Genomic DNA, 25529 nt, shown 5'->3' on the forward strand with positions numbered 1-25529 from the left:
GCCTCGCCCGCGGGGGTCGGCTCGGCCGGGGCCGCGGGCGCGGGTGCGGCAGAGGGGGCGGGAGTCGGCGCCGAGGTCACGGGCGCGGGGCCGGGCGCCGAGGTCACGGGCGCGGGGCCGGGCATCAGCGTCTCGCGCGATTGCCACAGCCACACGCCGCCCAAGAGCAGCACGATCACCAGAATCACGGTCCCCAGACGCGCCATCTCACCCTCATTCGTCAGGCCGGTCCGCGGCCCCCGGCGGGCGCGGCTAGCGGCTGGCCGCTTCTCGCACAGCCGGCGCGCCGCGAAAAGCCGCCCCAGGACCCCTGCGGCGCCCATGATCGCTGTTGAAACCCGGCCTGCGGTTGATTATCTCCGCCCCAGGATTTCCAACGATCGAAGGACTACGCCCATAGCTCGCCGCCCGCACAACGCACCGCCCACCCGCGACACCGGCCCCCGCACCAACGACCGCATCCGCGTCCCCGAGATCCGCCTGATCGGCGCCGATGGCGAGAATGTGGGCGTCGTGACGCCCGCCCGCGGGATCGCCATGGCCGAGGAAGCCGGGCTCGACCTCGTCGAGATTTCGCCCAACGCCGTGCCGCCGGTCTGCAAGATCATGGACCTGGGCAAGTTCAAGTACGAACAGCAGAAGCGTGAGGCCGAGGCCCGCAAGAAGCAGAAGATCATCGAGATCAAGGAGATCAAGTTCCGTCCCGGGACCGATACCCATGATTACGACGTCAAGATGCGCTCGGTGATGAAGTTTCTGGAAGAGGGCGACAAGGTCAAGATCACGCTGCGCTTCCGCGGCCGCGAGATGGCCCACCAGCAGCTCGGTATCGAGCTTCTGAACCGCGTCCGCGACGACGTGGGTGAGGCCGGCAAGGTCGAATCGATGCCGAAGCTCGAGGGCCGGCAGATGGTGATGATGATCGCACCGCGCTGAGCCGCGGATCACGCGAAACGCTGAGCGGCCTGCCCTTGGGGCGGGCCGTTCGTCTGTCAGGGGGACGCCATGGACCGGGTCGGCTGCATCGTGATCGGCGCGGGGGTCGTGGGCCTTGCCATCGCCCGGGCGCGGGCGCTGCGCGGGGTCGAGGTCGCGCTGCTCGAGGCCGAGGACGCGATCGGCACCCACACGAGCTCGCGCAACTCCGAGGTCATCCACGCCGGGATCTACTACCCCGAGGGCAGCCTCAAGGCGCGGCTCTGCGTCGCGGGCCGCGCGGCGCTTTACGACTATGCCGCCGCGCGCGGCATCCCGCATGACCGCTGCGGCAAGCTGATCGTGGCGACCGACGCCGCGCAGGCCGAGGTGCTCGCGGCGATCCGCGCCCGGGCGGCGGCGAACGGCGTCGCGCTGACGCCCCTCACCGCCGCCGAGGCGCAGGGGATGGAGCCGGCGCTCGCCTGCACCGGCGCGCTGCTCTCGCCCGAGACGGGGATCGTGGACAGCCACGCGCTGATGACGGCGCTGCGGCATGACGCCGAGGCGGCGGGCGCGCTGCTGGCGCTGGGCACGCGGGTCACGCGGGTCGAGACCGGGCCGGCGGGCTTCGTGGTCCACACCGACACCGCCGACGGCCCCTTTGCGCTCGGCGCCGACCGGGTGGTGAACGCCGCCGGGCTCTGGGCCTCGGACGTCGCCGCCCGCATCGACGGGCTGACGGAGGTGCCGGAAACGCGCTTCGCCCGCGGCAGCTATTACGCCGTGCCGGGTCGCGCGGCGTTCCGGCGGCTGATCTACCCGGTGCCCGAGCCGGGCGGGCTGGGGGTGCACCTGACGCTCGACCTCGGCGGGGCGATGCGCTTCGGCCCGGACGTCGAGTGGATCGAAACCGTGGACTATCGCGTGAACCCCACCCGCCGCGCGCATTTCGAGGCCGAGATCCGCCGCTACTGGCCGGGCCTGCCCGAGGGCGCGCTCGAGCCGACTTATTGCGGCATCCGCCCCAAGCTGTCCGGCCCGGGCGAGCCTGCCGCCGATTTCCGCATCGACGGCCCGGCCGCGCACGGGATCGCGGGGCTCGTCAACCTCTACGGGATCGAAAGCCCCGGCCTCACCGCCTCGCTCGCCATCGGCGACCACGTGGCGGGGCTGCTCGACTAGAGGGCGGCGAGTTCGTCCGTCGCCCGCACCAGCTCGGCCGCGATCCGCGGCTCGGTCAGCGCGTGGCCCGAGGCCGGGACCAGCCGCAGCTCGGCCGCGTCCCACCCGCAGGCGAGTTCCCACGCGCTCTGCGGGGGGCAGACCATGTCATAGCGGCCCTGCACGATCACCGCGGGCAGATGCGCGATGCGGTGGCGGTCGCGCAGCAACTGGCCCTCGTCGAGGAAGCAGCGGTTGGCGAAGTAATGGCACTCGAGCCGGGCGAAGGCGCGGGCGTAGGCCGGGGGCGGCACGCCGGGGCAGGGGTTGTCCATCGCGGCGAGCGCATTCTCCCACGCGGTCCAGCCGAGGGCGGCGCGGGTCTCGACCTCGCGGTCGCCCGAGAACAGGCGCCGGTGATAGGCGGCGATCATGTCGCCCCGCTCGGCGGCGGGGATCGGGGCGGCGAAGCGCGCCCAGAGTTCGGGCCAGAACCGCCCGGCCCCGCCCTGGTAGAACCAGTCGAGCTCGGACTGCCGGCCGAGGAACACGCCCCGCAGCACCAGCGCCCGCACCGCCGCGGGCCGCGCCTGCGCGTAGGCGAGCGCCAGCGTCGCGCCCCAGCTGCCGCCGAACAGCACCGCCGGTCCCAGCCCCAGCGCCGCCACGATGGCGTCGATGTCGCCCAAGAGATGCGCGGTGGTGTTGGCGGCGACCTCGGCCTGCGGGGTGGAAAGGCCGCAGCCGCGCTGGTCGAAGAGCACGACCCGCCAGCGCGCGGGGTCGAAGAAGCGGCGCATGACCGGGCTGCAGCCGCCCCCCGGCCCGCCGTGCAGCACGATGACGGGGATGCCCGCGGGGTTGCCGCATTGCTCGACATAGATCACGTGGCCGTCGCCGCGATCCAGCCGCCGCCGGTCGAACGGCTCGATCGGCGGATACAGCCGGCCGTGCGGCGATGCCGCAGTGTTTTGCGCTGCCAAGCGGTCCATGTCCCAGCTATACACCGCCCGGCGCCCCGTCGCCACGCCCCACGGCCACCAAGGAGACCGCCATGACCACATCCGCGCCCCAGTCCAGCATCGACGCGGCCGAGGTCGCCAAGTTCGAGGCGATGGCCGCCGAGTGGTGGGATCCGAAGGGCAAGTTCAAGCCGCTGCACATGCTGAACCCGGTGCGGCTCGACTATATCGCCGGCCAGATCGCGGCCGAGTTCGCCCGCGACCCCCGCAGCCTGCGCCCGTTCGAGGGGCTGCGGCTGCTTGACATCGGTTGCGGCGGCGGGCTGGTGTCCGAGCCGATGGCGCGGCTGGGGGCCACCGTCACCGGCGCCGACGCGGCCGAGGGCAACATCCGCATCGCGCGGCTGCACGCCGAGCAGTCGGGGCTCAAGATCGACTACCGCGCCACGACCGCCGAGGCGCTGCTCGAGGCGGGCGAGCGCTTCGACGTGGTGCTGGCGCTCGAGATCGTCGAGCACGTCGCCGACCCGCAGGCCTTCGTCACCACCTGCGCGCGGCTGCTGCGGCCGGGCGGGCTGCTCGTCGCCTCGACGCTGAACCGCACGCCGCAGAGCTTCGCCGCCGCCATCGTCGGCGCCGAGTGGGTGATGCGCTGGCTGCCGCGCGGCACCCACGACTGGCGGCGGTTCATCCGGCCGGACGATCTGGCGGGGATGTTCGCGGCCGCTGGGGTGCGGGTCGTGGACCGCGCGGGCATGGTGTTCAACCCGGTGACCTTCGGCTGGTCGCTGTCGCCGCGCGATCTGTCGGTGAACTATCTCATGGCCGGGGTGCGCGACTGACGCGCCGCCCGCAGCTTCTTTCTGGCTCAAATACCCGTCAGGCCGCGCCTCACGCCTCGTCCTCGAGCCGTTCGCGCAACCGCCTTAGCACCGGCAGCGCGGCGCGCACCTCGGCCGGGCCGATGTCGCGCACGACCTCGGCCAGCCGCGGCAGGAACGCGGCCAGCGCCGCGTCGCGCGCCGCCCGCCCGGCCGGGCTGATCGAGACGAGCTTGCGGCGCGCGTCGTCCCAGTCGGGGCGGATGTGGACGTGACCGGCCCATTCCAGCCGCGCCAAGGTGTTGGTCATGGCGCTGCGCTGGACGTGGAACGCCTCGGCCAGCTCGGCCGGGCTGCGCTCGCAGCCGAGATGGGCGAGAAGGTTCAGGACCGAGAAATGCGACAGCTGCATCCCGCCCGGCAGGCTGCGGGTCACCAGCCGGTTGGCCAGCTGCTCGCCGATCATCAGCTCGGCGAACAGGCTCGCGGCCAGCGCATTGGCGGCGTCGTCGCTCATGGCCCCCAGATCACCGGATCATGCCGCCACGCCGGCACCCGGCGGCGGGCGTCCTCCACCCGCGCGAGGTCCAGATTGACCAGCGTAACCCCCGGCGCGGTGCCGCCGTCGGCCAGCACCTCGCCCCAGGGCGCGACGGCGAGCGAATGGCCGTGGCTGCGCCGCGGGGGGCGGTCGGGGGAATGGGGCGCGGGGTGGGTGCCGCATTGCGCGGGGGCCAGCACGAAGCAGCCGGTCTCGATGGCGCGGGCGCGCAGCAGCACCTCCCAATGGGCGGCGCCGGTGGTGTCGTTGAAGGCGGCGGGCACGGTCAGGATCTGCGCCCCGGCGCGGGCCAGCCGCCGGTAGAGATGCGGGAAGCGCAGGTCATAGCAGACCGTCATCCCGATCCCGACGGTCGCGCCGCCGACGATGGGGCCGGGCGCCAGCACCGCCCGGTCGCCGGGCCGGAAGGCGGCGCTCTCGCAGTAGCTCTCGGTCGCCGAGACGGTCACGTCGAACATGTGGATCTTGTCGTAGCGCGCGGCGACGCGGCCGTCCGGGGCGATCAGCAGGCTGCGGTTGGAAAAGCGCGGCTCGTCGGCCGCCTCGCTCAGAAGCGACAGCGAGCCGACCAGCAGCCACACCCCCAGCCGCCCGGCTTCGGCCGACAGGGCGGCGAGCGTCGGGTCGTCGGCCTCGCGGTGCAAGAGCCGCGCCTGCCGGGCCCGGTCGGGGGTGAGCAGGTTCGTCACCTCGGGCGTCAGCACGAGCTGCGCTCCGCCCGAGGCGGCCTGACGGATGAAATCCAGCGTCACGGGCAGGTTCGCCGCCGGGTCGTCCCCGACCGAGAGCTGCACCAGCCCGGCGCGCAGGTGCCTCACAGCCCCAGCATCGGGTCGAGCTTGCCCTGCCGGTCGAGCGCGTGCAGGTCGTCCGACCCGCCGACATGGACCCCGTCGATGAAGATCTGCGGCACCGTGCGCCGTCCGCCGGCGCGCTGGGTCATCTCGGCCCGCAGGTCGGGGGTGCGGCCCACGTCGATCAGCTCGTACGAGACGCCCTTCCGGCCCAGAAGGCCGCGGGCCATGTGGCAGTAGGGGCAGGACTGGGTGGCGTAGATTTCGACGCGGGCGGTCATGGCGGTCTCCGGAAGATGTCTGGGGTGCAAGATGGCGGCGGAACCGCGCGAGTTCCACCCCCGCAAGGCGCCCGCCGCGCCGGCCCGCGCTGGGGCGGGCCTAGCTGCGCAGGTCCACCGTACCTTCGCCGGGGCGACCGTTGACCTCGGCCACCTCGGCCACGACTTCGATCAGCGTCAGGCCGGGGGTGTCGATCCCCTGCTCGAACCAGCGATCGAGGTCCTTGGTCCAGTGCGCCTCGAACAGCGCCCGGTCGTCGCGGTGCAGTCGCGCCTGGCCGCGGACCGAGATCCACGTGTCCTTCGACTGGAAGTCCAGTGTCACGTTCGGGTCGGCCTCGAGCTCGCGCACCTTGCGGGTGTCGCCGTTCGAGAAGAACCAGTTGTCCCCGTCCCAGTCCACCTGGGCGTTGTTGGACATGGCCCGGCTCGAGATCGCGCCGCCCTCGCCGTGGGTGGCCATGAAGCACAGATCCATGTCGCGCATGGCCTTGGCCACGTCCTCGCGGGTCAGCCTGTCGGCCATCGGTTCGTCTCCCCTGTTTCTGGCCGGGTTGGTCCGGTGCACAGCGGAACGCGCGTCCCCCCCGACCGTTCCGAGGGCTATCCGGCGGACGTCACCCAACCGTTGCAGTTCCTTGCCAGCCTGCCGCCCGCCCCCTATATCGCGCCTTCCCCCCGCGCGCCCCGCCGACCCCCGCGCCACGCCCCTTCCCCAGCCGTCCGAGGCCCCGCACATGACCGAGCCGCAGACCCCGTTCTACCTGATCGACCGCGCCCGCCTCGCGGCGAACATGGAGAAGATGGTGCGGCTGCGCGAACGCTCGGGCGCGAAGACGCTGCTGGCGCTCAAGTGCTTCGCCACCTGGGGGGTGTTCGACCAGATGGCGCAGTCGATGGACGGCACCACCTCGTCCTCGCTCTACGAGCTGCGGCTCGGGCGCGAGAAGTTCGGCGGCGAGACGCACGCCTATTCCGTCGCCTGGGCCGATCACGAGATCGACGAGGCGGTGGGCTATGCCGACAAGATCATCTTCAACAGCTTGGGCCAGCTCGACCGGTTCCACGACCGCACCCAGGGCATCGCCTGCGGGCTGCGGCTCAACCCGCGGTTCTCGACCAGCGGCTTCGACCTCGCCGACCCGGCACGGCCGTTCTCGCGCCTGGGCGAGTGGGACATGGCGCGGCTCGAGGCGGCGCTGGGCCGCATCTCGGGGGTGATGATCCACTACAACTGCGAGAACCGCGACTTCGACCTGTTCGCGGGCCAGCTGGACCGGATCGAGGCCGAGTTCGGCAGCTTCCTCGAGAAGCTCGACTGGGTCAGCCTCGGCGGCGGCATCCATTTCACCGGCGAGGGCTATCCGCTGGACGCGCTGGCCGACCGGCTCAAGGCGTTCGCCGAGCGCTTCGGGGTGCAGGTCTATCTGGAACCGGGCGAGGCGAGCATCACCGGCACCACGACGCTCGAGGTGTCGGTGCTCGACATCCTCGACAACGGCAAGCAGGTGGCGGTCGTGGACAGCAGCATCGAGGCGCATATGCTCGACCTGCTGATCTACCGCGAGAACGCCAAGCTGCCGCAGGTGGGCGAGCACCCCTACCAGATTGCCGGCAAGTCCTGCCTCGCGGGCGACATCTTCGGCGAGGCGCGCTTTGCCCAGCCGCTCAAGGTGGGCGACCGGATCAGCGTCGAGGATGCCGCCGGTTACACGATGGTCAAGAAGAACTGGTTCAACGGCGTGGCCATGCCCGCGATCTGCATCCGCGAGCGCGACGGAACGATCACCACCGTCCGGCGCTTCGGCTATGACGACTATCGGGACTCGCTGTCCTGAGGCCTTGATTCGAAAGGAGACTGCTGAGGTGGAGAAACCCAACGTCCTCATCATCGGCGCCGGCGGCGTGGCTCAGGTCACCGCCCACAAGGTCGCGCAGCACGCGGCCGAGTTCGGCGCGATCCACATGGCGAACCGGACGCAGGCCAAGGCCGACGCCATCGTGGACAGCATCCGGGACAAGGGCACCGCCGCCGGCCTGACGATCACCACCCATGCGCTGGACGCGATGGACGCGGACAAGGTCGCGGCGCTGATCCGCGAGACGGGCGCGAAGATCGTCATCAACGTCGGCACGGCCTTCATCAACAAGACCGTCCTCAAGGGCTGCATCACGGCGGGCGCGGCCTATATCGACACCGCCATCCACGAAGACCCCGACAAGATCTGCGAGACGCCGCCGTGGTACGGCAACCACGAATGGCCGATGCGCGGCGACGTCGAGGCCGCCGGGATCACCGCGATCCTTGGCGCGGGGTTCGACCCCGGCGTGGTCAACGCCTATGCGCGGCTGGCCGAGGACGAGTATTTCGACGAGATCACCTCGATCGACATCGTCGACATCAACGCCGGCAACCACGGCCGCTGGTTCGCCACCAACTTCGACCCCGAGATCAACTTCCGCGAGTTCACCGGCACCGTCTATTCCTGGCAGGGCGGCGCGTGGCGCGAGAACGAGATGTTCGAGATCGGGCGCGAGTGGGACCTGCCGGTGGTCGGCAAGCAGACCGCCTATCTCGCCGGGCATGACGAGGTGCACAGCCTCTCGGCCCGCTATCCGCAGTCGGATGTGCGGTTCTGGATGGGCTTCGGGGCGCATTACATCAACGTCTTCACGGTGCTGAAGAACCTCGGCCTGCTGAGCGAGCAGCCGGTCAAGACCGCCGAGGGGCTCGAGGTGGTGCCGCTCAAGGTGGTCAAAGCGGTGCTGCCCGACCCGGCGAGCCTCGCCGCCGACTACACCGGCAAGACCTGCATCGGCGATCTGGTCAAGGGCACCCGCGACGGCGTCGAGGGCGAGGTCTTCATCTACAACGTCGCCGATCACAAGGACGCCTATGATGAGGTCGGCAGCCAGGGCATCAGCTACACCGCCGGCGTGCCCCCGGTCGCCGCGGCGATCCTGATCGCCCGTGGCGTCTGGGACGTGAAGCGGATGGTCAACATCGAGGACTTGCCGGCCCGCCCCTTCCTCGAGCTTCTGGGCGAGATGGGCCTGCCCACGCGGGTTATCGACGCCAAGGGCGACCGTCCGATCTGATCCGGGTGGGCGGCGGCTGCCGCCTCACTGTCACACCCCTTCAAGGCCCTGCCCCCGCGGTGGGGCCTTCTGCCGTTCAAGCCGACGCGAGACGGGCAGGGCCGCACACGACTCTTTGTTGCCTTGCCGGGTCGTGCGTCAGGGAACCAATTATGCCACCGGCTGTTGCCAGTCGCTTGTGCCGCGGGTCCGCGCGGCGCGGGCGGTTGGGGCGTGACGGACTTCCTCGACGACGAGGGGCATGGGGACAGGGAATGAACAAATACGGCGGCGACAACAGGCAGATGTTCCCAAGCGCATACGGCAGCGGCGACAAGCCGAAGCCGCTCGTGCCGCGCTGGGCGATCATCGGCATCTTCATCATCCTCGCCATCCAGATGCTGGCGACGGCGCGGGCCTTCCTCATGCCGGTGGCGCTGGGGGTGCTGCTCTTCTTCGTCTTCGTGCCCATCCGGCGCTGGATGGACCGCCGGGGGGTGCCGCCGGGGGCCACCGCAGGCCTGATCGTGCTGGGCATCGTCGCCTCGATCGGGGTGCTCGGGTTCTTCGTCTCGGGCCCCGCCGGGCAGCTCATCGACGATGCGCCCTCGATCAGCCGCCAGCTCAAGCAGAAATACACCGACTTCCGCGAGAACTTCCGCGGCATCGAGCGCGCGGCCAAGGGCCTGGGCGACATCGCCGGCGGCGGTGCGCCGACCGCGACCGTGACCAGCGTCGAGGCCGACCCGAACGGGGGCGCGGTGGCGACCACCACCACCACCGCCACGACCGAGGTGCCCGCGACGATGCCGATGCCCGGCTCGCCCGCCGCCCAGCCGGGCGCGGCGCCGGTCGCGCCCGACACCGCGCCGGTGGGCCGGACGGTGGGCCAGCCCCCCGCCACGACCCTGCCCGCGGGGCTCGAGCCGCAGACGACCACCGAGGCCGGGTCCGTCACCGCCTCGTCCACCGTCACCCAGCCCGGCGCGGGCGATGCCCCCGCCGCCACCAACCAGCTGCGGGTCGAGGTCGCGGCGCCCTCGCAGACGACCTCGCTCACCTCGACGCTGGTGAGTATGGGTCCGGCCATCGTCAGCCAGCTGTTCTTCACGCTGATCTTCCTGTTCTTCCTGCTGGCGTCGGGCGACCTGCTCTATCTGCGGATCGTGCAGAGCTTCGACACCATCAAGGAAAAACGCGCCGCCTATAACGCGCTGCGCGAGATCGAATCGAGCCTCGGCAACTACCTCGGCGCGATCACCATCATCAACGTCGGGCTGGGGGTCGTCTCGGGCCTCGCCATGTGGGCGTGGGGGATGCCCTCGCCGCTCTTGTGGGGGATCGCCGCCGCGGTGTTGAACTACATCCCCTACATCGGCGCGGCGCTCGGCTATATCGGTGCCTTCGTCGTGGCGCTGGTGGTGTTCGACGACATCTGGACGGCGCTGCTGATCGGCGGCACCTACTTCGGCCTCACCGCGATCGAGGGCCAGTTCGTCACGCCCTACTTCGTCTCGCGCCGGCTGCAGCTCAACACCGTCGTGGTGTTCCTGACCGTGGCGCTCTGGGCCTGGCTGTGGTCGGTGCTCGGCATGGTCGTCGCGGTTCCGATGCTCGTGGTGATGCGGGTGCTCGCCGACCACATCCCGGGGCTCGAGAAGTTCGGCAACTTCCTTGCCGGCGACGACCTGCCGCCGCTGAGCGAAGAGGAAAAGGCGGCCGAGCGCGCCGCCGAAGCCGAGGCCAAGGCCAAGGCCGACGCCGCGCTGGCGGAGGTCGCGGCGTCGAAAGCCGAGGCCGCGAACGGCGCCGGCGACACCGCCGCCCCGCCGCCCGCCGGGACCACGCCGGCGCGCCCTGCGTGAGACGCTGACCGGGGGGCGTGACGCCTCCCGGTCCCGACCCCTCGGGGGCGCCGCTGCGGCCCCTTGCACAGACGGGGTCGGGGCGCTATATGACCCTCACAGCGGCGCAGGCGTCCACACCCTGCCCACCGGGAGTTTGCACGGGCCGCCCAGACGGCCCGTTTTTCATTTTCAGGATCGGACATGACCGACCTCATCGCCAAGACCGCCATCGACCGGCGCCTCGCCGAGATCATCCAGCCGGTGATCGAGGGCATGGGCTTCGAGCTGGTGCGCCTGCGCCTGCAGGGCGGCAAGACCGCAACGCTGCAGATCATGGCCGACCGGCCCGAGGGCGGGATCAACGTCGATGACTGCGCCGAGATCTCGACCGCCGTCAGCGCCACGCTGGACGTGGAGGATCCGCTCGAGGACGCCTATCACCTCGAGGTGTCGTCGCCCGGCATCGACCGGCCGCTGACCCGGCTCAAGGACTTCGCCACGTTCGAGGGCTATGACGCCCGACTCGAGACGAACCAGCCCATCGACGGGCGCAAGCGCTTCAAGGGCGTGCTCGCGGGCGTGGACGGGGACGAGGTGCTGCTCAACATCGTCGAGCATGGCGAGACGGTGACGGTCGGGCTCAACTTCGACCTGCTGTCGGACGCCAAGCTGCTGCTGACCGACGAGCTGATCGCCCTGATGCTGAAAGAGCGGAAAGAGGCCGGCACCCTGCCGCCCGGCGCCGAGGCCGGGGCAGGGATCGGCGACGGCCGCGGGGCCGGGGCCGATGCGGACGCCGACTACACCGACGGATTTGACGAAATTGTAACCTACACCGGCGATCCCGACGACGCGGATGCCGACGACGACACCGACAAGGAGTGAGTGATGGCGATCACCTCTGCCAACCAGCTTGAGCTCTTGCAGACCGCCGAGGCGGTCGCGCGCGAGAAGATGATCGACCCCGATCTGGTGATCGAGGCGATGGAGGACAGCCTCGCCCGCGCCGCCAAGTCGCGCTACGGGGCCGAGATGGACATCCGGGTGGTCATCGACCGCAAGACCGGCAACGCGACCTTCACCCGCGTCCGCACCGTGGTCCCCGAGGAAGAGCTTGAGAACTACCAGGCCCAGTTCACCGCCGAACAGGCCCGCCCCTATTTCGAGGCGCAAAAGAACCCCGGCAACTTCTGGACCCGCGAGGATGCGCGGCTGACCGAGTTCGACGGCGGCCCGCAGTCCGGCGACGTCTTCCAGGAAACCGTGCCCCCGGTCGAGCTGGGCCGGATCGCCGCCCAGTCGGCCAAGCAGGTGATCCTGCAGAAGGTCCGCGAGGCCGAGCGCGACCGCCAGTACGAAGAGTTCAAGGACCGCACCGGGACGATCATCAACGGCATCGTCAAGCGCGAGGAATACGGCAACATCATCGTGGACGTGGGCCGCGGCGAGGCGATCCTGCGCCGCAACGAGAAGATCGGCCGCGAGAGCTATCGCCTGAACGACCGCATCCGCGCCTATGTCAAGGACGTGCGCCGCGAGGCCCGCGGCCCGCAGATCTTCCTGTCGCGCACCGACCCGCAGTTCATGGCCGAGCTGTTCAAGATGGAAGTGCCGGAAATCTATGACGGCGTCATCGAGATCAAGGCCGTGGCCCGCGACCCGGGCAGCCGCGCCAAGATCGCGGTGATCTCGTACGATAACTCGATCGACCCGGTCGGCGCCTGCGTCGGCATGCGCGGCAGCCGCGTGCAGGCCGTCGTGGGCGAGCTGCAGGGCGAGAAGATCGACATCATCCCGTGGTCCGAGGACCAGGCGACGTTCCTCGTGAACGCGCTGCAACCGGCCGAGGTCGCCAAGGTGGTGATCGACGAGGACGCGACCCGGATCGAGGTCGTGGTCCCCGAAGAGCAGCTGTCGCTCGCCATCGGCCGGCGCGGCCAGAACGTGCGGCTGGCGAGCCAGCTGACCGGCATGGACATCGACATTCTCACCGAAGAGGAAGAATCGAAGCGCCGTCAGGCCGAGTTCAACGCCCGCACCCAGCTCTTCATGGACACGCTGGACCTGGACGAGTTCTTCGCCCAGCTTCTGGTCGCCGAGGGCTTCACCAACTTGGAAGAGGTCGCCTATGTCGATCTCGACGAGCTGCTGTCGATCGACGGCGTGGACGAGGGCACGGCGGAAGAGCTGCAGGCCCGCGCCCGCGACCACATCGAGGCCGCGGCCCGCAAGGCGCTTGAGAACGCGCGCGAGCTGGGGGCCGAGGACAGCCTGATCGAGTTCGACGGGCTGACCGCGCAGATGGTCGAGGCGCTGGCCAAGGACGGCGTCAAGACGCTCGAGGATTTCGCCACCTGCGCCGACTGGGAACTGGCCGGCGGCTGGACCACCAACAACGGCCAGCGGGTCAAGGACGACGGCATCCTCGAGCCGTTCGGGATCAGCCTCGAGCAGGCGCAGGACATGGTGATGACCGCCCGCGTGATGCTGGGCTGGGTCGATCCCGACGAGCTTCACCCCGCGGCCGAGGCCGAGGGCGACACCGAGGAGGCCGGGGTGTAACGCCCCGGACCGCCCTTGACGCGCGGGGGTCGTGCAAAGGACAGAGAGGCGGCGTCGGAACGGCGCTGCCTCGTCACGGGCGAGGTGCAGCCCAAGGCGGGGCTGATCCGCTTCGTCGCCGGGCCGGACGGCATGGTGGTGCCGGACCTGTCCGAGAAGCTGCCCGGTCGCGGCTTCTGGGTCACCGCCGATCGGGCGGTGCTGGAAAAAGCCGTCGCCAAGGGGGTTTTCTCACGCGGTGCCAAGGCCCATGTGAAGGCGGACGACGACCTCGTGGACGGGATCGAGGCCGGGCTCGCCCGGCGGGTCGTGGACCTCGTGTCGCTGGCCCGCAAGGCGGGCGACGCGGTGGCGGGATTCGAGAAGGTCAAGGGCTGGCTCGCCGACGGCAAGGCCAAGGTGCTTTTGCAGGCCAGCGACGGGTCGGACCGTGGCAAGGGCAAGTTGTGGACGCCGCCCGGCGGCCGCTGGTTCGGATGCCTCACGGCATCGGAAATCGGTTTGGCTTTCGGGCGCGATCATGTCATACACAGCGCGCTCGCGCCGGGGGGCCTGACCGACAAGGTAATCAGGGACGCCAGCAGACTGAATGGTCTGCGCGGGCAAGGCGGCAGTTCGACTGCCCAGAAGGATGCGGAAGCGGATGAGCGATAGAGACGGAAAGAAACCCCTGGGTCTGGGCGGCGGCGCGGGTCGGCCGGGGCAGGTGAAGCAGAGCTTCAGCCACGGGCGCACGCACAACGTGGTGGTCGAGACCAAGCGCAAGCGCGTCGTGGTGCCCAAGCCCGGCGCCGCCGGCGCGGCGGCCGGGGCACCGGCGCCGCGTCCGAACTCGCCTGCCGCCGTCGCCTCCGACCCCTCGAAGCGTCCGGCCGGGATCTCCGAAGCCGAGATGGAGCGCCGCCTCAAGGCCCTCGCCGCCGCCAAGGCGCGCGAGGCCGACGAAAAGGCCGCCCGTGAGGCCGACGAGAAGGCCCGCGAGGAAGAGCGCGAGCGCCGTCGCGCCGAGATCGAGGCCAAGGAGCGCGAGGAGCGCGAGCGCGAAGAGGCGCTGAAGGCCAAGGCCGAAGAGGACGCCCGCAAGCTGCGCGAGGCGGAGCTGCGCGCGCAGAAGAAGGCCGAGGTCACCGCGAAGCCTGCGGAGCGCAGCACCGCCCCCGACCGTGCCGCCGCCGAGGCCGCCGCCGCCCGCGCCGACAAGGGCGCGCCGATGCGCCGCCCGACCGAGCGCGAGCGCGCCGAGGCCGACCGCGACCGCAACAAGGGCAAGGGTGGCGACACCCGCCGTGAGGGCAAGCTGTCGCTGACCCAGGCGCTTTCGGGCGAGGGCGGCCGCCAGCGAAGCCTCGCGCAGATGAAGCGCAAGCAGGAAAAGGCCCGCGCCAAGGCGATGGGCCAGTCGATGCGTGCCGAAAAGCAGGTCCGCGACGTGCAGCTGCCCGAGACGATCCTGGTCAGCGAGCTGGCGAACCGCATGGCGGAACGCTCGGCCGACGTGGTCAAGGCGCTCATGAAGATGGGCATGATGGTCACGGCCAACCAGCCGCTCGACGCCGACACCGCCGAGCTGGTGATCGAGGAGTTCGGCCACCGCGCCGTCCGCGTCACCGATGCGGACGTGGAACAGGCCATCGACACCGTCGAGGACAAGGAAGAGGATCTGGTCTCGCGCCCGCCGATCATCACGATCATGGGCCACGTCGACCACGGCAAGACCTCGCTGCTGGACAAGATCCGCCACGCCAACGTCGTCTCGGGCGAGGCCGGCGGCATCACCCAGCACATCGGCGCCTATCAGGTGACGACCGACAGCGGGGCGGTGCTGACCTTCCTCGACACCCCCGGCCACGCCGCGTTCACCTCGATGCGGGCGCGGGGCGCCAACGTCACGGACATCGTGGTGCTGGTGGTGGCGGCCGACGACGCGGTGATGCCGCAGACGGTCGAGGCCATCAACCACGCCAAGGCCGCCAACGTGCCGATGATCGTGGCGATCAACAAGATCGACAAGCCGACCGCCAACCCGCAGAAGGTCCGCACCGACCTCTTGCAGCACGAGGTCGTCGTCGAGGCGATGTCGGGCGAAGTGCAGGACGTCGAGGTTTCGGCCCACACCGGGCAGGGGCTCGATGAACTGCTCGAGGCGATTGCGCTGCAGGCCGAGATCCTCGAACTCAAGGCCAACCCCGGCCGCGCCGCGCAGGGCGCCGTGATCGAGGCCAAGCTGGACGTCGGCCGCGGGCCGGTGGCCACGGTACTCGTCCAGCACGGCACGCTGAAGCAGGGCGACATCTTCGTCGTCGGCGAGCAGTGGGGCAAGGTCCGCGCGCTGATCGACGACAAGGGTGAGCGGGTGGCCGAGGCCGGCCCGTCGGTCCCGGTCGAGGTGCTGGGCCTGAACGGCACGCCCGAGGCGGGCGACGTCCTGAACGTGGTCGAGACCGAGGCGCAGGCGCGCGAGATCGCCGACTACCGGATCCAGGCCGCCAAGGACAAGCGCGCCGCCGCCGGTGCCGCGACCACGCTGCAGGAGCTGATGGCCAAGGCCAAGGCCGACGAGTCGGTGGCCGAGCTGCCGGTGGTGGTCAAGGCCGACGTGCAGGGCTCGGCCGAGGCGATCGTGCAGGCGCTCGAGAAGGTCGGCAACGACGAGGTCCGCGTGCGCGTGCTGCACTCGGGCGTGGGGGCGATCACCGAATCCGACATCGGCCTGGCCGAGGCGTCGGGCGCCCCGGTGATCGGCTTCAACGTCCGCGCCAACGCGCCGGCCCGGAACTCGGCGAGCCAGAAGGGTGTCGAGATCCGCTACTACTCGATCATCTACGACCTCGTGGACGACATCAAAGCCGCCGCGTCGGGTCTGCTGTCGGCCGAGGTGCGCGAGAACTTCATCGGCTACGCGGAAATCCGCGAGGTGTTCCGCGTCACCGGCGTCGGCAACGTCGCGGGCTGCCTTGTCACCGAGGGCGTGGCGCGCCGTTCGGCGGGCGTGCGCCTGCTGCGCGACAACGTGGTGATCCACGAAGGCACGCTCAAGACGCTCAAGCGCTTCAAGGACGAGGTCAAGGAAGTGCAGTCGGGCCAGGAATGCGGCATGGCGTTCGAGAACTACGACGACATCCGCAAGGGCGACGTCATCGAGATCTTCGAGCGCGAGGAGGTCGAGCGGAAGCTCTGACCCCCGGCCGCGATGGCAGAAAAAAAGCGGCGCGTCCCCGGTCGGGGGCGCGCCGCCTGCGTTTGCGGGGCCGGGGCATCGCGCCCGCGGCCCGTGCCCGCGTCAGCTCAGCCGGTGACGGCCTTGCCCACGTAGGTCTCGGTGCCCACCCGCACGGCGATCCGGCCATTGCCGAGATCGCGTTCGAACATCCCCTGCACGGATATGCAGCTGCCCACGGTGATGGTGCGGATCATGGATCATTCCTCCCCAGGAATCTGCGGCCTCGGCCGCGTCACAACCCCACGTTACGCAAGCAGGGTTAATGAAAGGTAACCGGGCGGCGCAGGATGGCGCGCTTGGTTCGCCGGTGACACCGATTTGTCACACTCGACGACCCCTAAACCGCTCATTTGCATAAAAACTCGGCAGACTGCCCGGCGGGACGGCGACCCGGCGAGGCCGTCACAGCCACTCGCGCAGAACGGGAATCAGCGGCAGGTCGGCGGGCGGCATCGGGTACCGGGTCAGGTCGCCCGCCCGGACCCAGGCGAGCTGCTGCCCCTCGCGCGGGTGCGGCACGCCCTGCCAGCGCCGGCAGGCGAAGAGCGGCATGAGCAGGTGAAACTCGGGGTAGCTGTGGCTGGCGAAGGTGAGGGGGGCGAGGCACGAGTGCCACGTCTCGATCCCCAGCTCTTCGTGCAACTCGCGGATGAGCGCCGCCTCGGGCGTTTCGCCGGGGTCGACCTTCCCGCCCGGAAACTCCCACAGGCCGGCAAGGGACTTGCCCTCGGGGCGCTGGGCCAGAAGCACCCGGCCCTCGGGGTCGATCAGCGCCACGGCCGACACCAGCAGCAGTTTCATCGGCTTCTTTCTGGTTCAAATAACCCGAGGCGAGGGGGCGGGCGCGGCGTACGGGGCGCCGCGCCGCGTTCCGTCAGGACCGGTAATCGGCGTTGATGTCGATGTAGCGGTGGGTCAGGTCGCAGGTCCAGACCGTCCGCGCCCCGCGCCCCAGCCCCAGATCGACACCGATCACGAGGCTGTCGCCCTTCATGTACGCGCTTGCCGCCGCCTCGTCATAGGTCGGCGCCCGCCAGCCGTTCTCGGCCAGCACCATGTCGCCGAAGCGGATCGACAGGCGGTCGCGGTCGGCCGCAGCGCCCGACTTGCCGACCGCGGCCACGACCCGGCCCCAGTTGGCGTCCTCGCCGGCGATGGCGGTCTTGACCAGCGGGCTGTTGGCGATCGCCATCGCCACCTTGTGCGCGTCCGCGACCGAGGCCGCCCCGGTCACCTGCACCTCGACGAACTTCGTCGCCCCCTCGCCGTCGCGCACCACCTGCTGCGCGAGGTCGAGCATCACGCCCCTGAGCGCCGCCACGAAGTCCCGCGCCACCTTCGAGCGCAGGTCATTGATCGGCGCCGCCGGCGAACGCCCGGTCGCGGCCAGGATCAGCGCGTCCGAGGTCGAGGTGTCGCTGTCCACGGTGATGGCGTTGAACGTCTCGTCCATCTGCCCCGACAGCATCCGCTGCAACAGCGGCGGCGCGATGGCCGCGTCGGTGAAGAGATAGACCAGCATCGTCGCCATGTCGGGGGCGATCATCCCCGAGCCCTTGGCGATCCCGGCGATGCGGATCGGGCCGCCGTCGCCGGCGATCTCGGCCGAGGCACCCTTGGGGAAGGTGTCGGTGGTCATGATCGCGCGGGCCGCGTCGGCGATGCCGTCGGGCCTGAGGCTCGCGGCCAGCGTATCGGTCACGTCGACGATCCGCTGCGCCGGCAGCGGCTCTCCGATCACGCCGGTCGAGGACGAGAACACCCGCCGCGCCGGCACGCCAAGCGCCTTGGCGACCGCGCCGGTCACCCGGTCCACGCTGCGCTGGCCCTCGGCCCCGGTGAAGGCGTTGGCGTTGCCCGAGTTGACGATGATCGCCGCCCCGCCGGCGCTGTCCTGCGCGCCCTTGAGCTTGTCCTGGCAGTCGAGGACGCAGGCCGCCCGGGTGGACGAGCGGGTGAAGGCCCCGGCGATGGCGGTGCCGGGCGCCAGCCGGACCAGCATGACGTCGGTCCGGCCCTGGTACTTGATCCCGGCCGAGGCGGCCGCGAACTCGACCCCCTCGATCACCGGCAGGTCGGGGAAGCGGGCGGGGGCGAGCGGCGAGACGAGCGTCTCTTTCGCCGTCGCCGGGGTGGCGGCCGCGGCGGCCGCCTTGCGCGCCGCCTTGTCCGCCTTCCCGGCCTTTTCGGCCTTCTTGCCGTCCGCCTTCTTGCCGGCCTTCGCCGTCTTGTCCGACTTGGCCATCGTCACTTGTCCAGCAGATCGGTCTTGTTCAGCAGCCCGGCGTCGAGCCCCGGCACCTTCTCGATCTTGGCGGCGGTCACCTGCTTCTGGATCTCGGCCTCGACCTTCTGGCGGCGCACCTGCATGGCGAGCTGGTCGCGGATCGCGTCGAACTCGGGCGCGGCCTGGGTGCGGGTGTCGTTCAGCTTGATGACGTGCCAGCCGAACTGCGACTGCACCGGGGCCGAGACCTCGCCCTTCTTCAGCGCCACCACGGCGTCGGCGAAGGGCTTGACCATCATGTCCGGCGTGAACCAGCCGAGGTCGCCCTTGTTGGCGCCGCTGTTGTCGGTCGACTTCTCTTCCGCCAGCTTGCCGAAGTCGGCGCCCTTGGCGAGCTCGTCGGCGATGGCCTTGGCCTCTTCCTCGGTCTTCACGAGGATGTGCGAGGCGCTGTATTCCTCTTTCGGCGTCTTGTCGGCGCCGAAGGCCGCGTCATAGGCGGCGCGCAGCTCGGCCTCGGTCGGCTCGGCCCCGGCGATCCGCTCGAGCGCCGCGCCCGAGAGGTAGGCCCGGCGGTCCAGCTCGATGATGGCGGTGTCGCGCGGGGTGAGCGACTGCGCGGCGACCTGCGAAACGGCGGTCTGGCTGATCATCTGGTCCAGCATCATGTCCCAGAGCGCGGTGTCGGGGACGTCGGCCGCGCCGTGCTGCATCCCCTCTTTCATCGCGATCATCTGACCCAGCGTGATCGCCTCTCCGTTCACGGTGGCGACGACGGTGGTCGCGGTCGGGGTGCCGGTGGCGGGGGCGGCCGTCGTCACGGTGGGGGCGGCGGCTTCGGCCGGGGCGGGCGAGGTGGCCGGGGCGGGCGAGGTGGCCGGCGCGGCCGGCGCGGCTGCGGCCGGGGCGGCATCGGCGGAAGGGGCTGCCTCGGCGGCGGGGGCGGCCGGGGTTTCGGCCAGGGCGGTCCCGGCCAGCAGCAGCGCGGCAGCCAGCGCGGTCGTCGATTTCAGCATGACGGAAGGTTTCCTCGGGTGGGGCCCGGCCGCGGCCGGGCAGGGGCGAGCGTTGACAGTCCGGCAGGTCGGGCCTACATCCGGCGCAACCGAAATAGGCGCGCCCGCCGCCGATTTTCCGGCCCGTTGATAGGGCAAGGCCGTCGGTCGGGGCAAGTGGGCAGCGGGCCCTCTGCGCTCAATCAGACAGGACGTTATGCTCGGCATCGGTAATCTGGCAAAGTCGATCTTTGGCACTCCCAACGATCGCAAGGTGAAATCCGTCCGCCCGCTGGTCGCCCAGATCAACGCGCTCGAGCCGCGCTTCCAGCAGATGTCGGACGCCGACCTGATCGGCAAGACCCGCGAGCTGCAGGGCCGCGCCCAGTCCGGCGAAAGCCTCGACAAGCTTCTGCCCGAGGCCTTCGCCAACTGCCGCGAGGGCGCGCGCCGGGCGCTGGGCCTGCGGGCCTTCGACACCCAGCTGATGGGCGGGATCTTCCTGCACCAAGGCAACATCGCCGAGATGAAGACGGGTGAGGGCAAGACGCTGGTCGCCACCTTCCCGGCCTATCTGAACGCGCTCGCCGGCAAGGGTGTCCACGTCGTCACGGTCAACGACTACCTCGCCAAGCGCGACGCCGAGTGGATGGGCAAGGTCTTTGCCCAGCTCGGCATGACCACCGGGGTCGTCTATCCCTTCCAGGGCGACCAGGAGAAGCGCGACGCCTATCGGGCCGACGTGACCTATGCCACGAACAACGAGCTGGGCTTCGACTACCTGCGCGACAACATGAAGGGCTCGATCGAAGAGATGACCCAGCGCGGGCATTTCTTCGCCATCGTGGACGAGGTCGACTCGATCCTCATCGACGAGGCGCGCACGCCCCTCATCATCTCGGGGCCGAGCCAGGACCGCAGCGAGCTCTACAAGCTGCTGGACGTGATCGTGCCCGAGCTGACCGAGGCGCATTACAAGCTGGACGAAAAGACCCGCAACGCCACCTTCACCGAGGACGGCAACGAGTTCATGGAAAAGCGCCTGCAGGCGGCGGGCATCCTGCCGGCCGACCAGACGCTCTATAACCCCGAATCGACCACCATCGTCCACCACGCCAACCAGGCGCTGCGGGCCCACAAGCTGTTCAAGCGCGACCAGAACTATGTCGTGAAGGACGGCGAGGTGGTGCTGATCGACGAGTTCACCGGCCGGATGATGGCCGGCCGCCGCCTGTCGGACGGCCTGCACCAGGCGATCGAGGCCAAGGAGGGCGTCGAGATCCAGCCCGAGAACGTGACGCTCGCCAGCGTGACGTTCCAGAACTATTTCCGCCTCTACGCCAAGCTGTCGGGCATGACCGGCACGGCGGCGACCGAGGCCGAGGAGTTCGCCGAGATCTACAAGCTCGGCGTGGTCGAGGTGCCGACCAACCGCCCGATCCAGCGCATCGACGACCACGACCGCGTCTATCGCACCGCGGCCGAGAAATACGCCGCCGTGATCGAGGCGATCCGCGAGGCCCACGGCCGCGGCCAGCCGCTGCTGGTCGGCACGACGAGCATCGAGAAGTCCGAGATGCTGTCGGACATGCTCAAGGCCGAGGGCATCCCGCACAACGTCCTGAACGCCCGCCAGCACGAGCAGGAGGCGTATATCGTCGCCGAGGCCGGCAAGCCCGGCGCGGTGACCATCGCCACCAACATGGCCGGCCGCGGCACCGACATCCAGCTGGGCGGCAACGTCGAGATGAAGGTGATGCAGGCGCTGGCCGCGAACCCCGAGGCCCACCCCGACGAGCTGCGCGCCCGGATCGAGGCCGAGCACGCCGCCGACAAGCAGGCGGTGCTGGGGGCGGGCGGGCTCTTCGTGCTCGCCACCGAGCGGCACGAGAGCCGGCGCATCGACAACCAGCTGCGCGGCCGCTCGGGCCGCCAGGGCGACCCGGGCAAATCGCTGTTCTTCCTGTCGCTCGAGGACGACCTGATGCGGATCTTCGGGTCCGAGCGGCTGGACAAGGTGCTGTCCACGCTGGGGATGAAAGAGGGCGAGGCGATCATCCATCCGTGGGTGAACAAGTCGCTCGAGCGCGCCCAGGCCAAGGTCGAGGGGCGCAACTTCGACATCCGCAAGCAGCTGCTCAAGTTCGACGACGTGATGAACGACCAGCGCAAGGCGATCTTCTCGCAGCGCCGCGAGATCATGGAATCGGACGACGCCGGCGACATCGCGATGGACATGCGCCATCAGGTGATCGACGACCTGATCGACCAGTTCATGCCGGAAAAGGCCTATGCCGAGCAGTGGGACACCGACGGGCTCAAGGCCGCGGTGATCGAGCGGCTGAACATGGACCTGCCGGTGGCCGAATGGGCCGCCGAGGACGGGGTGGACCGCAACGTGGTGGCCGAGCGCATCCGCGAGGCGACCGACGCCTACATGGCCCAGAAGGCCGAGCAGTTCGGCCCCGAGCAGATGGCGCAGATCGAGAAGCAGGTGATCCTGCAGCAGATCGACGGCAAGTGGCGCGAGCATCTGGTGACGCTCGAGCATCTGCGCTCGGTCGTGGGCTTCCGCGGCTATGCCCAGCGCGACCCGCTGTCCGAGTACAAGACCGAGAGCTTCCAGCTGTTCGAGGGGCTTCTGGACGGGCTGCGCGGCGAGGTGACGCAGAACCTCGCCCGCATCCGCCCGCTGACCGACGCCGAGCGGGCCGAGATGATGCGCCAGTACCAGGCGCAGCTGGCCGCGCAGTCGGCGTCGATGCACCCCGAGCACGAAGAGGCCGAGGGCGGTGAGCCGTCGGCCCACGTCCCCGGCTTCGACGAGAACGACCCGACGACCTGGGGCGACCCGGCCCGCAACGACCCGTGCCCCTGCGGCTCGGGCGAGCGGTTCAAGAACTGCCACGGCCGGCTGGTCTGAACGGGGTGCGGAGAGGGTAGGCGGCGCGCCGCCTGCTGCTCTGCCGCGGTGCGATGGGGGGCTGCGGGGCGAGGCTTGCCCGCCATCCGGCGTCTGACCGACGCGCTCACTGGGGTGATGCGCCTAGATCCCCCGCAGTTCGCCCCGTAATCGGCAGCGACACGCTCCGAGGACGAAGGGGCCGGGGCGGCGCGCCCTCGGTTAACGCGCCGGGCCGTCGCGAGCGCGCCCCGCACCGGCCGATCCGGCCCGCCACGGCGCTCGACCCAGCGGCTCGGGCGCGCGGCTCAAGTCCTGTAACGGGCGGGTGGTCTGATCGAGGCGTCGGCCTCACCGCTCGCGCGGCGAGGTGGCGCAGACCCTCGCTCACATCCGACGCCTCACCGACGCCTGTCGGCGCGAGACGACGCGCCAAGTTGACGCGAAGGTCGGCCCGCAGCAGTTGGTGAAGGACCCCAAGAACGGGGGGCGGGGGCGGCTCAAGTCGTCGGTCCCGCACCGGGCCTTGACGAAAGCCGTTACACCACACGGGGCGACCTGGCCCACAAAGCTCCCTGCCCCTCCTGTTCGGGTAAGCAGTTCAACATCTGCCCGGCCGGCTGCGCTGCCGGCAGAGGGGTGGGTTTGGGCGGGCCGCGCGGAGTGACGCAGACCATCGCCCGCCTCCAGCCGGTGACTGACGCCAGCGGGGGGAGAGGAGGCGTCCATCTCCGGCACCGCCTGACGGACCGTTCGCCACGATCCACCCCAAGAGCGAAGCCGCCTATGGCGCCTCGTCCTCGGCCCCCCTGCGCCGGGCTTTGACGGGGACTACCCCACAACATCGGGCGATTCGGCTCAACGGGACCCTGCCCAGCGGTTCAGACAAGCCGTTTACATCAACCACGCGGCCGTCCTGACGACAGAGGGGCGGTCTGGGCGGTGCGAGGCGAGGAAGAGCAGACCCTCAGCAGCATCCCGACGCCGGCCGAAGCCGAGCAGGCCGAGAGGAGGCGCCCATCTCCGGGTTAGCCTGCGGGACCGTTGCCCACGATGAACTCCGAGGACGAAGCGGCCAGGGGCGGCCCGTCATCGCCCCCCCCGCGCCGGGCTTCGACGGGGCCTGCCCCACCACATCGTTCGGTGCGGCCCAACGGACCCTGCCCGCGGTTCAGGCAAAAGGTTCAAACCCGCCACGCGCAGCGGTCCTGACGGCACGGGGGTCGGCCTTCGCAGATGCGAGGCGAGGTGAAGCAGACCCTCGTTAGCGTCCCGCCGCTGGCCGAACCCGAGCGGGCCTAGAGGAGGCGTCCATCTCAGGCGCAGCCTGCGGGACCATTGGTCACGATGAACTCAGAGGACGAAGCGGGCAGGGGCAGCGACCCGACTGGCGACCTGCACGGATTCCCCGCGCACGACCGGGCAACGTCGGGCGACCCGTCCCGCAACAGTCGCTACCCGTGCGGCTTGGGCAAGCGCCACGCGAGGAATGTGATCGGCGATGCACGTGCTCACGGTCTCCGTCCGATCCGCGCCACCCCAACCCGCCCCGCGCATCCGCCAACCTGTCCGGTCCTACCCGCGCCTTTCGGCTCGCAGCCATCCCCGCTGCGCTCACCCTGGGGCCCTTCCGCCCCACCCGCGGCCGAGCTATGCGAGGGCCCATGAGCACCACCCTTCCGCGCGTTGCCATCCTGCTCGCGACGTACGACGGCGCCCGGTTCCTCGGCGCGCAGCTCGAGAGCCTCGCGGCGCAGCGCCATGCCGACTGGCGGCTGGTCGTCTCGGACGACGGCTCGCGGGATCTCACGCGCGAGGTGGTCGCGCGGTTCGCCGAAGCCCACCCGACCCGCGACATCCGCCTGATCGAAGGGCCGCGGCAGGGGGCGACGGCAAACTTCCTGTCGCTGATCGAGGCGGTCGCCCCCGGCGAGGCGCTTGCCTTCTGCGACCAGGACGATGTCTGGCTGCCCGACCGCCTCTCGCGCGGCATGGCGGCGCTGGCCGCGCACCCCGCGGGCGCGCCGCTGCTGCACGTCACCCGCACCACGATCTGCGACGAGAACCTGCGCCCGCTCGCGCCCGCGCCGCTCTACCGCCGCCCGCCGTCGTTCCGGAACGCACTGGTGCAGGCCTGCACGCCCGGCAACACGATGCTGGTGAACCCGGCCGGCGCGGCGCTCATGCGCGCCAGCGCGCGGGCGGCGGCAGAGGCGGAGGTGATCTCACATGATTGGTGGAGCTACCAGCTCATTTCGGGCGCCGGCGGGACGGTGATCCGCGATCCGGCGCAGACGGTCCTCTATCGCCAGCACCCGGGCAACGTGATGGGCCGCAACGACACTCTGGCCGCTCGTCTGGCGCGGCTGCGCGAACTCGGTGGAGGCGCCTATGGTGGCTGGCTCGCCGCCAACGCGAGGGCGCTGCAGCTAAGCGCCGCTCTGCTGACCCCCGAGGCCCGCGCGGTCCTCGTCCGCTTCGCCGCAGCGTTGGCGATGCCCGGTCCGCAGGCGGCGGCGACGTTCCTACGCCTCGGCCTCTACCGCCAGACCCGCACCGGAACCGCCGCCCTCCTCGCCGCCGCCGCAACCGGGCGGTTGGGGCAGGGCGGGAAGGGGAGGGCGGCGGTGCCCAAGGGGACTAGCTAGCTACCAACGGCCTGCGCCTGAGGCACGGGCTACCAACGGCCCGCGCTTGAGGCGTGCGACATTCTGCTGAACCAGAAGGCCCGTGCTTCCGCCACTCCCTGAACCTCAGCGCCCCTACCGCTCCTGCCGTGCAATGTCGCCGATGAGGATATCGGTGATCTCGGGCACGACACCCTGTGCGGTACCGAGCAGGCTCTGGCGCAGGACGCGCAGCTGCGGCTCGGCAGTGAAGTTGCCGTCGAACCCGCCGGTGTTGGCGTGGATCAGCATCTGCCGGAGCAGCGCATCGCGCAGCTTCAGCTCGTGGGCGTAGACCGTCTCGGTCGCGCCCCCCGGCATCTCGACCGAGAGCGAGAGCACCATCGTGCTGTCGAGCCGCCCGTCATGCAGTACCGGCACGAAGAACTGCTGGGGAAACTTGAACCACGCTGGCGCGCTGCCGTTGCCGGCACCGCCATGCCCGCCCGCGGCGGCGCCGTGGCCGCCCGCCGTGGCGGGAGCCGCGGCCTCATGTCCGCCGGAGGGGGCCGCCGTCGCCCCGTGCCCGCCCG

General features: G+C 70.5%; 23 protein-coding genes. 12 read left to right on the top strand and 11 right to left on the bottom strand.

Annotation, left to right across the window (positions count from 1 at the left end; genetic code table 11):
* Positions 1-206 (bottom strand): hypothetical protein (locus tag ACFHYO_RS08265; RefSeq protein WP_394319654.1); only part of this gene is annotated, 206 nt, incomplete at its 3' end.
* 115 nt (positions 207-321) lie between these two features.
* On the opposite strand from ACFHYO_RS08265, the gene infC reads away from it, so the two are divergent.
* Positions 322-936, top strand: coding sequence for a translation initiation factor IF-3 (gene infC / locus ACFHYO_RS08270; RefSeq protein WP_074826137.1), 615 nt, complete (start codon positions 322-324; stop codon positions 934-936).
* A 69-nt stretch (positions 937-1005) separates the two neighbouring features.
* Complete coding sequence (locus ACFHYO_RS08275; protein ID WP_394319656.1) at positions 1006-2100, top strand: NAD(P)/FAD-dependent oxidoreductase; 1095 nt, start codon at positions 1006-1008, stop codon at positions 2098-2100.
* Here the strand turns inward: ACFHYO_RS08275 and pip are convergent.
* Positions 2097-3071: a prolyl aminopeptidase gene (gene pip, locus ACFHYO_RS08280; RefSeq protein ID WP_394319680.1), complete on the bottom strand. Its 975-nt coding sequence runs from the start codon at positions 3069-3071 to the stop codon at positions 2097-2099. The genes ACFHYO_RS08275 and pip overlap by 4 nt on opposite strands.
* 62 nt (positions 3072-3133) lie before the next feature.
* Between pip and ubiG the strand changes: the two genes are divergently transcribed.
* Complete coding sequence (gene ubiG / locus ACFHYO_RS08285) at positions 3134-3883, top strand: bifunctional 2-polyprenyl-6-hydroxyphenol methylase/3-demethylubiquinol 3-O-methyltransferase UbiG (RefSeq protein ID WP_036712672.1); 750 nt, start codon at positions 3134-3136, stop codon at positions 3881-3883.
* Positions 3884-3932: 49 nt separating this feature from the next.
* Here ubiG and ACFHYO_RS08290 read toward each other — a convergent pair whose 3' ends face one another.
* The 4 genes from ACFHYO_RS08290 to ACFHYO_RS08305 all read right to left on the bottom strand — a co-directional run bounded on the left by ACFHYO_RS08290 (position 3933) and on the right by ACFHYO_RS08305 (position 6025).
* Complete coding sequence (locus ACFHYO_RS08290) at positions 3933-4379, bottom strand: MarR family winged helix-turn-helix transcriptional regulator (protein ID WP_036705032.1); 447 nt, start codon at positions 4377-4379, stop codon at positions 3933-3935.
* On the bottom strand, positions 4376-5233 hold the full coding sequence (locus ACFHYO_RS08295) for a carbon-nitrogen hydrolase family protein (RefSeq protein WP_394319682.1): 858 nt from the start codon (positions 5231-5233) through the stop codon (positions 4376-4378). The genes ACFHYO_RS08290 and ACFHYO_RS08295 overlap by 4 nt, the downstream gene beginning before the upstream one ends.
* Positions 5234-5238: 5 nt before the next feature.
* Complete coding sequence (gene grxC, locus ACFHYO_RS08300; protein ID WP_036705877.1) at positions 5239-5499, bottom strand: glutaredoxin 3; 261 nt, start codon at positions 5497-5499, stop codon at positions 5239-5241.
* Positions 5500-5599: 100 nt separating this feature from the next.
* A complete protein-coding gene (locus ACFHYO_RS08305) occupies positions 5600-6025 on the bottom strand; it encodes a pyridoxamine 5'-phosphate oxidase family protein (RefSeq protein ID WP_052176647.1) in 426 nt (141 codons plus the stop codon).
* A 211-nt stretch (positions 6026-6236) separates the two neighbouring features.
* Between ACFHYO_RS08305 and ACFHYO_RS08310 the strand changes: the two genes are divergently transcribed.
* The 7 genes from ACFHYO_RS08310 to infB all read left to right on the top strand — a co-directional run bounded on the left by ACFHYO_RS08310 (position 6237) and on the right by infB (position 16164).
* Positions 6237-7337 carry a carboxynorspermidine decarboxylase gene (locus ACFHYO_RS08310; protein WP_394319659.1) on the top strand — a complete coding sequence of 367 codons (1101 nt, stop codon included), beginning with the start codon at positions 6237-6239 and terminating at the stop codon, positions 7335-7337.
* Complete coding sequence (locus tag ACFHYO_RS08315; RefSeq protein ID WP_394319661.1) at positions 7309-8598, top strand: saccharopine dehydrogenase family protein; 1290 nt, start codon at positions 7309-7311, stop codon at positions 8596-8598. The genes ACFHYO_RS08310 and ACFHYO_RS08315 overlap by 29 nt, the downstream gene beginning before the upstream one ends.
* A 254-nt stretch (positions 8599-8852) precedes the next feature.
* Positions 8853-10442, top strand: a complete 1590-nt coding sequence (locus tag ACFHYO_RS08320; protein ID WP_394319663.1) for an AI-2E family transporter — start codon at positions 8853-8855, stop codon at positions 10440-10442.
* A 183-nt stretch (positions 10443-10625) separates the two neighbouring features.
* The gene (gene rimP / locus ACFHYO_RS08325; RefSeq protein WP_394319665.1) at positions 10626-11309 is read left to right on the top strand and encodes a ribosome maturation factor RimP; all 684 of its coding nucleotides are present in this window, start codon (positions 10626-10628) and stop codon (positions 11307-11309) included.
* A 3-nt stretch (positions 11310-11312) separates the two neighbouring features.
* Positions 11313-12986 (top strand): transcription termination factor NusA, encoded by a 1674-nt coding sequence (nusA, locus tag ACFHYO_RS08330; protein WP_394319667.1) that lies wholly within the window; start codon positions 11313-11315, stop codon positions 12984-12986.
* Positions 12987-13001: 15 nt separating this feature from the next.
* Positions 13002-13640: an RNA-binding protein gene (locus tag ACFHYO_RS08335; RefSeq protein WP_036711448.1), complete on the top strand. Its 639-nt coding sequence runs from the start codon at positions 13002-13004 to the stop codon at positions 13638-13640.
* Complete coding sequence (infB, locus tag ACFHYO_RS08340; RefSeq protein ID WP_036703934.1) at positions 13630-16164, top strand: translation initiation factor IF-2; 2535 nt, start codon at positions 13630-13632, stop codon at positions 16162-16164. The genes ACFHYO_RS08335 and infB overlap by 11 nt, the downstream gene beginning before the upstream one ends.
* A 107-nt stretch (positions 16165-16271) precedes the next feature.
* On the opposite strand, the gene ACFHYO_RS08345 is transcribed toward infB, so the two are convergent.
* The 4 genes from ACFHYO_RS08345 to ACFHYO_RS08360 all read right to left on the bottom strand — a co-directional run bounded on the left by ACFHYO_RS08345 (position 16272) and on the right by ACFHYO_RS08360 (position 19449).
* Positions 16272-16400: a hypothetical protein gene (locus tag ACFHYO_RS08345; RefSeq protein ID WP_036703932.1), complete on the bottom strand. Its 129-nt coding sequence runs from the start codon at positions 16398-16400 to the stop codon at positions 16272-16274.
* Between the two features lie 208 nt (positions 16401-16608).
* Complete coding sequence (gene mutT / locus ACFHYO_RS08350; protein ID WP_036703930.1) at positions 16609-17007, bottom strand: 8-oxo-dGTP diphosphatase MutT; 399 nt, start codon at positions 17005-17007, stop codon at positions 16609-16611.
* A gap of 73 nt (positions 17008-17080) precedes the next feature.
* Complete coding sequence (argJ, locus tag ACFHYO_RS08355) at positions 17081-18451, bottom strand: bifunctional glutamate N-acetyltransferase/amino-acid acetyltransferase ArgJ (protein ID WP_394319670.1); 1371 nt, start codon at positions 18449-18451, stop codon at positions 17081-17083.
* 2 nt (positions 18452-18453) lie between these two features.
* Positions 18454-19449, bottom strand: coding sequence for a peptidylprolyl isomerase (locus ACFHYO_RS08360; protein WP_394319672.1), 996 nt, complete (start codon positions 19447-19449; stop codon positions 18454-18456).
* 196 nt (positions 19450-19645) lie between these two features.
* Between ACFHYO_RS08360 and secA the strand changes: the two genes are divergently transcribed.
* Entirely contained in the window at positions 19646-22351 is a 2706-nt protein-coding gene (gene secA, locus ACFHYO_RS08365) for a preprotein translocase subunit SecA (protein WP_394319674.1), read from the top strand.
* Positions 22352-23994: 1643 nt separating this feature from the next.
* Positions 23995-24978, top strand: a complete 984-nt coding sequence (locus ACFHYO_RS08370) for a glycosyltransferase (protein ID WP_394319676.1) — start codon at positions 23995-23997, stop codon at positions 24976-24978.
* 114 nt (positions 24979-25092) lie between these two features.
* On the opposite strand, the gene ACFHYO_RS08375 is transcribed toward ACFHYO_RS08370, so the two are convergent.
* Positions 25093-25529, bottom strand: a 437-nt coding sequence (locus ACFHYO_RS08375) for a hypothetical protein (protein WP_394319678.1), incomplete at its 5' end; no start/stop codon positions are given.

Origin of the sequence: Paracoccus panacisoli (assembly GCF_042435015.1) — a bacterium.
GTDB lineage: Bacteria > Pseudomonadota > Alphaproteobacteria > Rhodobacterales > Rhodobacteraceae > Paracoccus > Paracoccus panacisoli.

Coding starts and splice junctions, on each gene's coding strand:
- infC (WP_074826137.1), top strand. CDS start 322: ATGATCGCTGTTGAAACCCGGCCTGCGGTTGATTATCTCCGCCCCAGG.
- ACFHYO_RS08275 (WP_394319656.1), top strand. CDS start 1,006: ATGGACCGGGTCGGCTGCATCGTGATCGGCGCGGGGGTCGTGGGCCTT.
- pip (WP_394319680.1), bottom strand. CDS start 3,071: ATGGACCGCTTGGCAGCGCAAAACACTGCGGCATCGCCGCACGGCCGG.
- ubiG (WP_036712672.1), top strand. CDS start 3,134: ATGACCACATCCGCGCCCCAGTCCAGCATCGACGCGGCCGAGGTCGCC.
- ACFHYO_RS08290 (WP_036705032.1), bottom strand. CDS start 4,379: ATGAGCGACGACGCCGCCAATGCGCTGGCCGCGAGCCTGTTCGCCGAG.
- grxC (WP_036705877.1), bottom strand. CDS start 5,499: ATGACCGCCCGCGTCGAAATCTACGCCACCCAGTCCTGCCCCTACTGC.
- ACFHYO_RS08305 (WP_052176647.1), bottom strand. CDS start 6,025: ATGGCCGACAGGCTGACCCGCGAGGACGTGGCCAAGGCCATGCGCGAC.
- ACFHYO_RS08310 (WP_394319659.1), top strand. CDS start 6,237: ATGACCGAGCCGCAGACCCCGTTCTACCTGATCGACCGCGCCCGCCTC.
- ACFHYO_RS08315 (WP_394319661.1), top strand. CDS start 7,309: ATGACGACTATCGGGACTCGCTGTCCTGAGGCCTTGATTCGAAAGGAG.
- ACFHYO_RS08320 (WP_394319663.1), top strand. CDS start 8,853: ATGAACAAATACGGCGGCGACAACAGGCAGATGTTCCCAAGCGCATAC.
- rimP (WP_394319665.1), top strand. CDS start 10,626: ATGACCGACCTCATCGCCAAGACCGCCATCGACCGGCGCCTCGCCGAG.
- nusA (WP_394319667.1), top strand. CDS start 11,313: ATGGCGATCACCTCTGCCAACCAGCTTGAGCTCTTGCAGACCGCCGAG.
- infB (WP_036703934.1), top strand. CDS start 13,630: ATGAGCGATAGAGACGGAAAGAAACCCCTGGGTCTGGGCGGCGGCGCG.
- ACFHYO_RS08345 (WP_036703932.1), bottom strand. CDS start 16,400: ATGATCCGCACCATCACCGTGGGCAGCTGCATATCCGTGCAGGGGATG.
- mutT (WP_036703930.1), bottom strand. CDS start 17,007: ATGAAACTGCTGCTGGTGTCGGCCGTGGCGCTGATCGACCCCGAGGGC.
- argJ (WP_394319670.1), bottom strand. CDS start 18,451: ATGGCCAAGTCGGACAAGACGGCGAAGGCCGGCAAGAAGGCGGACGGC.
- ACFHYO_RS08360 (WP_394319672.1), bottom strand. CDS start 19,449: ATGCTGAAATCGACGACCGCGCTGGCTGCCGCGCTGCTGCTGGCCGGG.
- secA (WP_394319674.1), top strand. CDS start 19,646: ATGCTCGGCATCGGTAATCTGGCAAAGTCGATCTTTGGCACTCCCAAC.
- ACFHYO_RS08370 (WP_394319676.1), top strand. CDS start 23,995: ATGAGCACCACCCTTCCGCGCGTTGCCATCCTGCTCGCGACGTACGAC.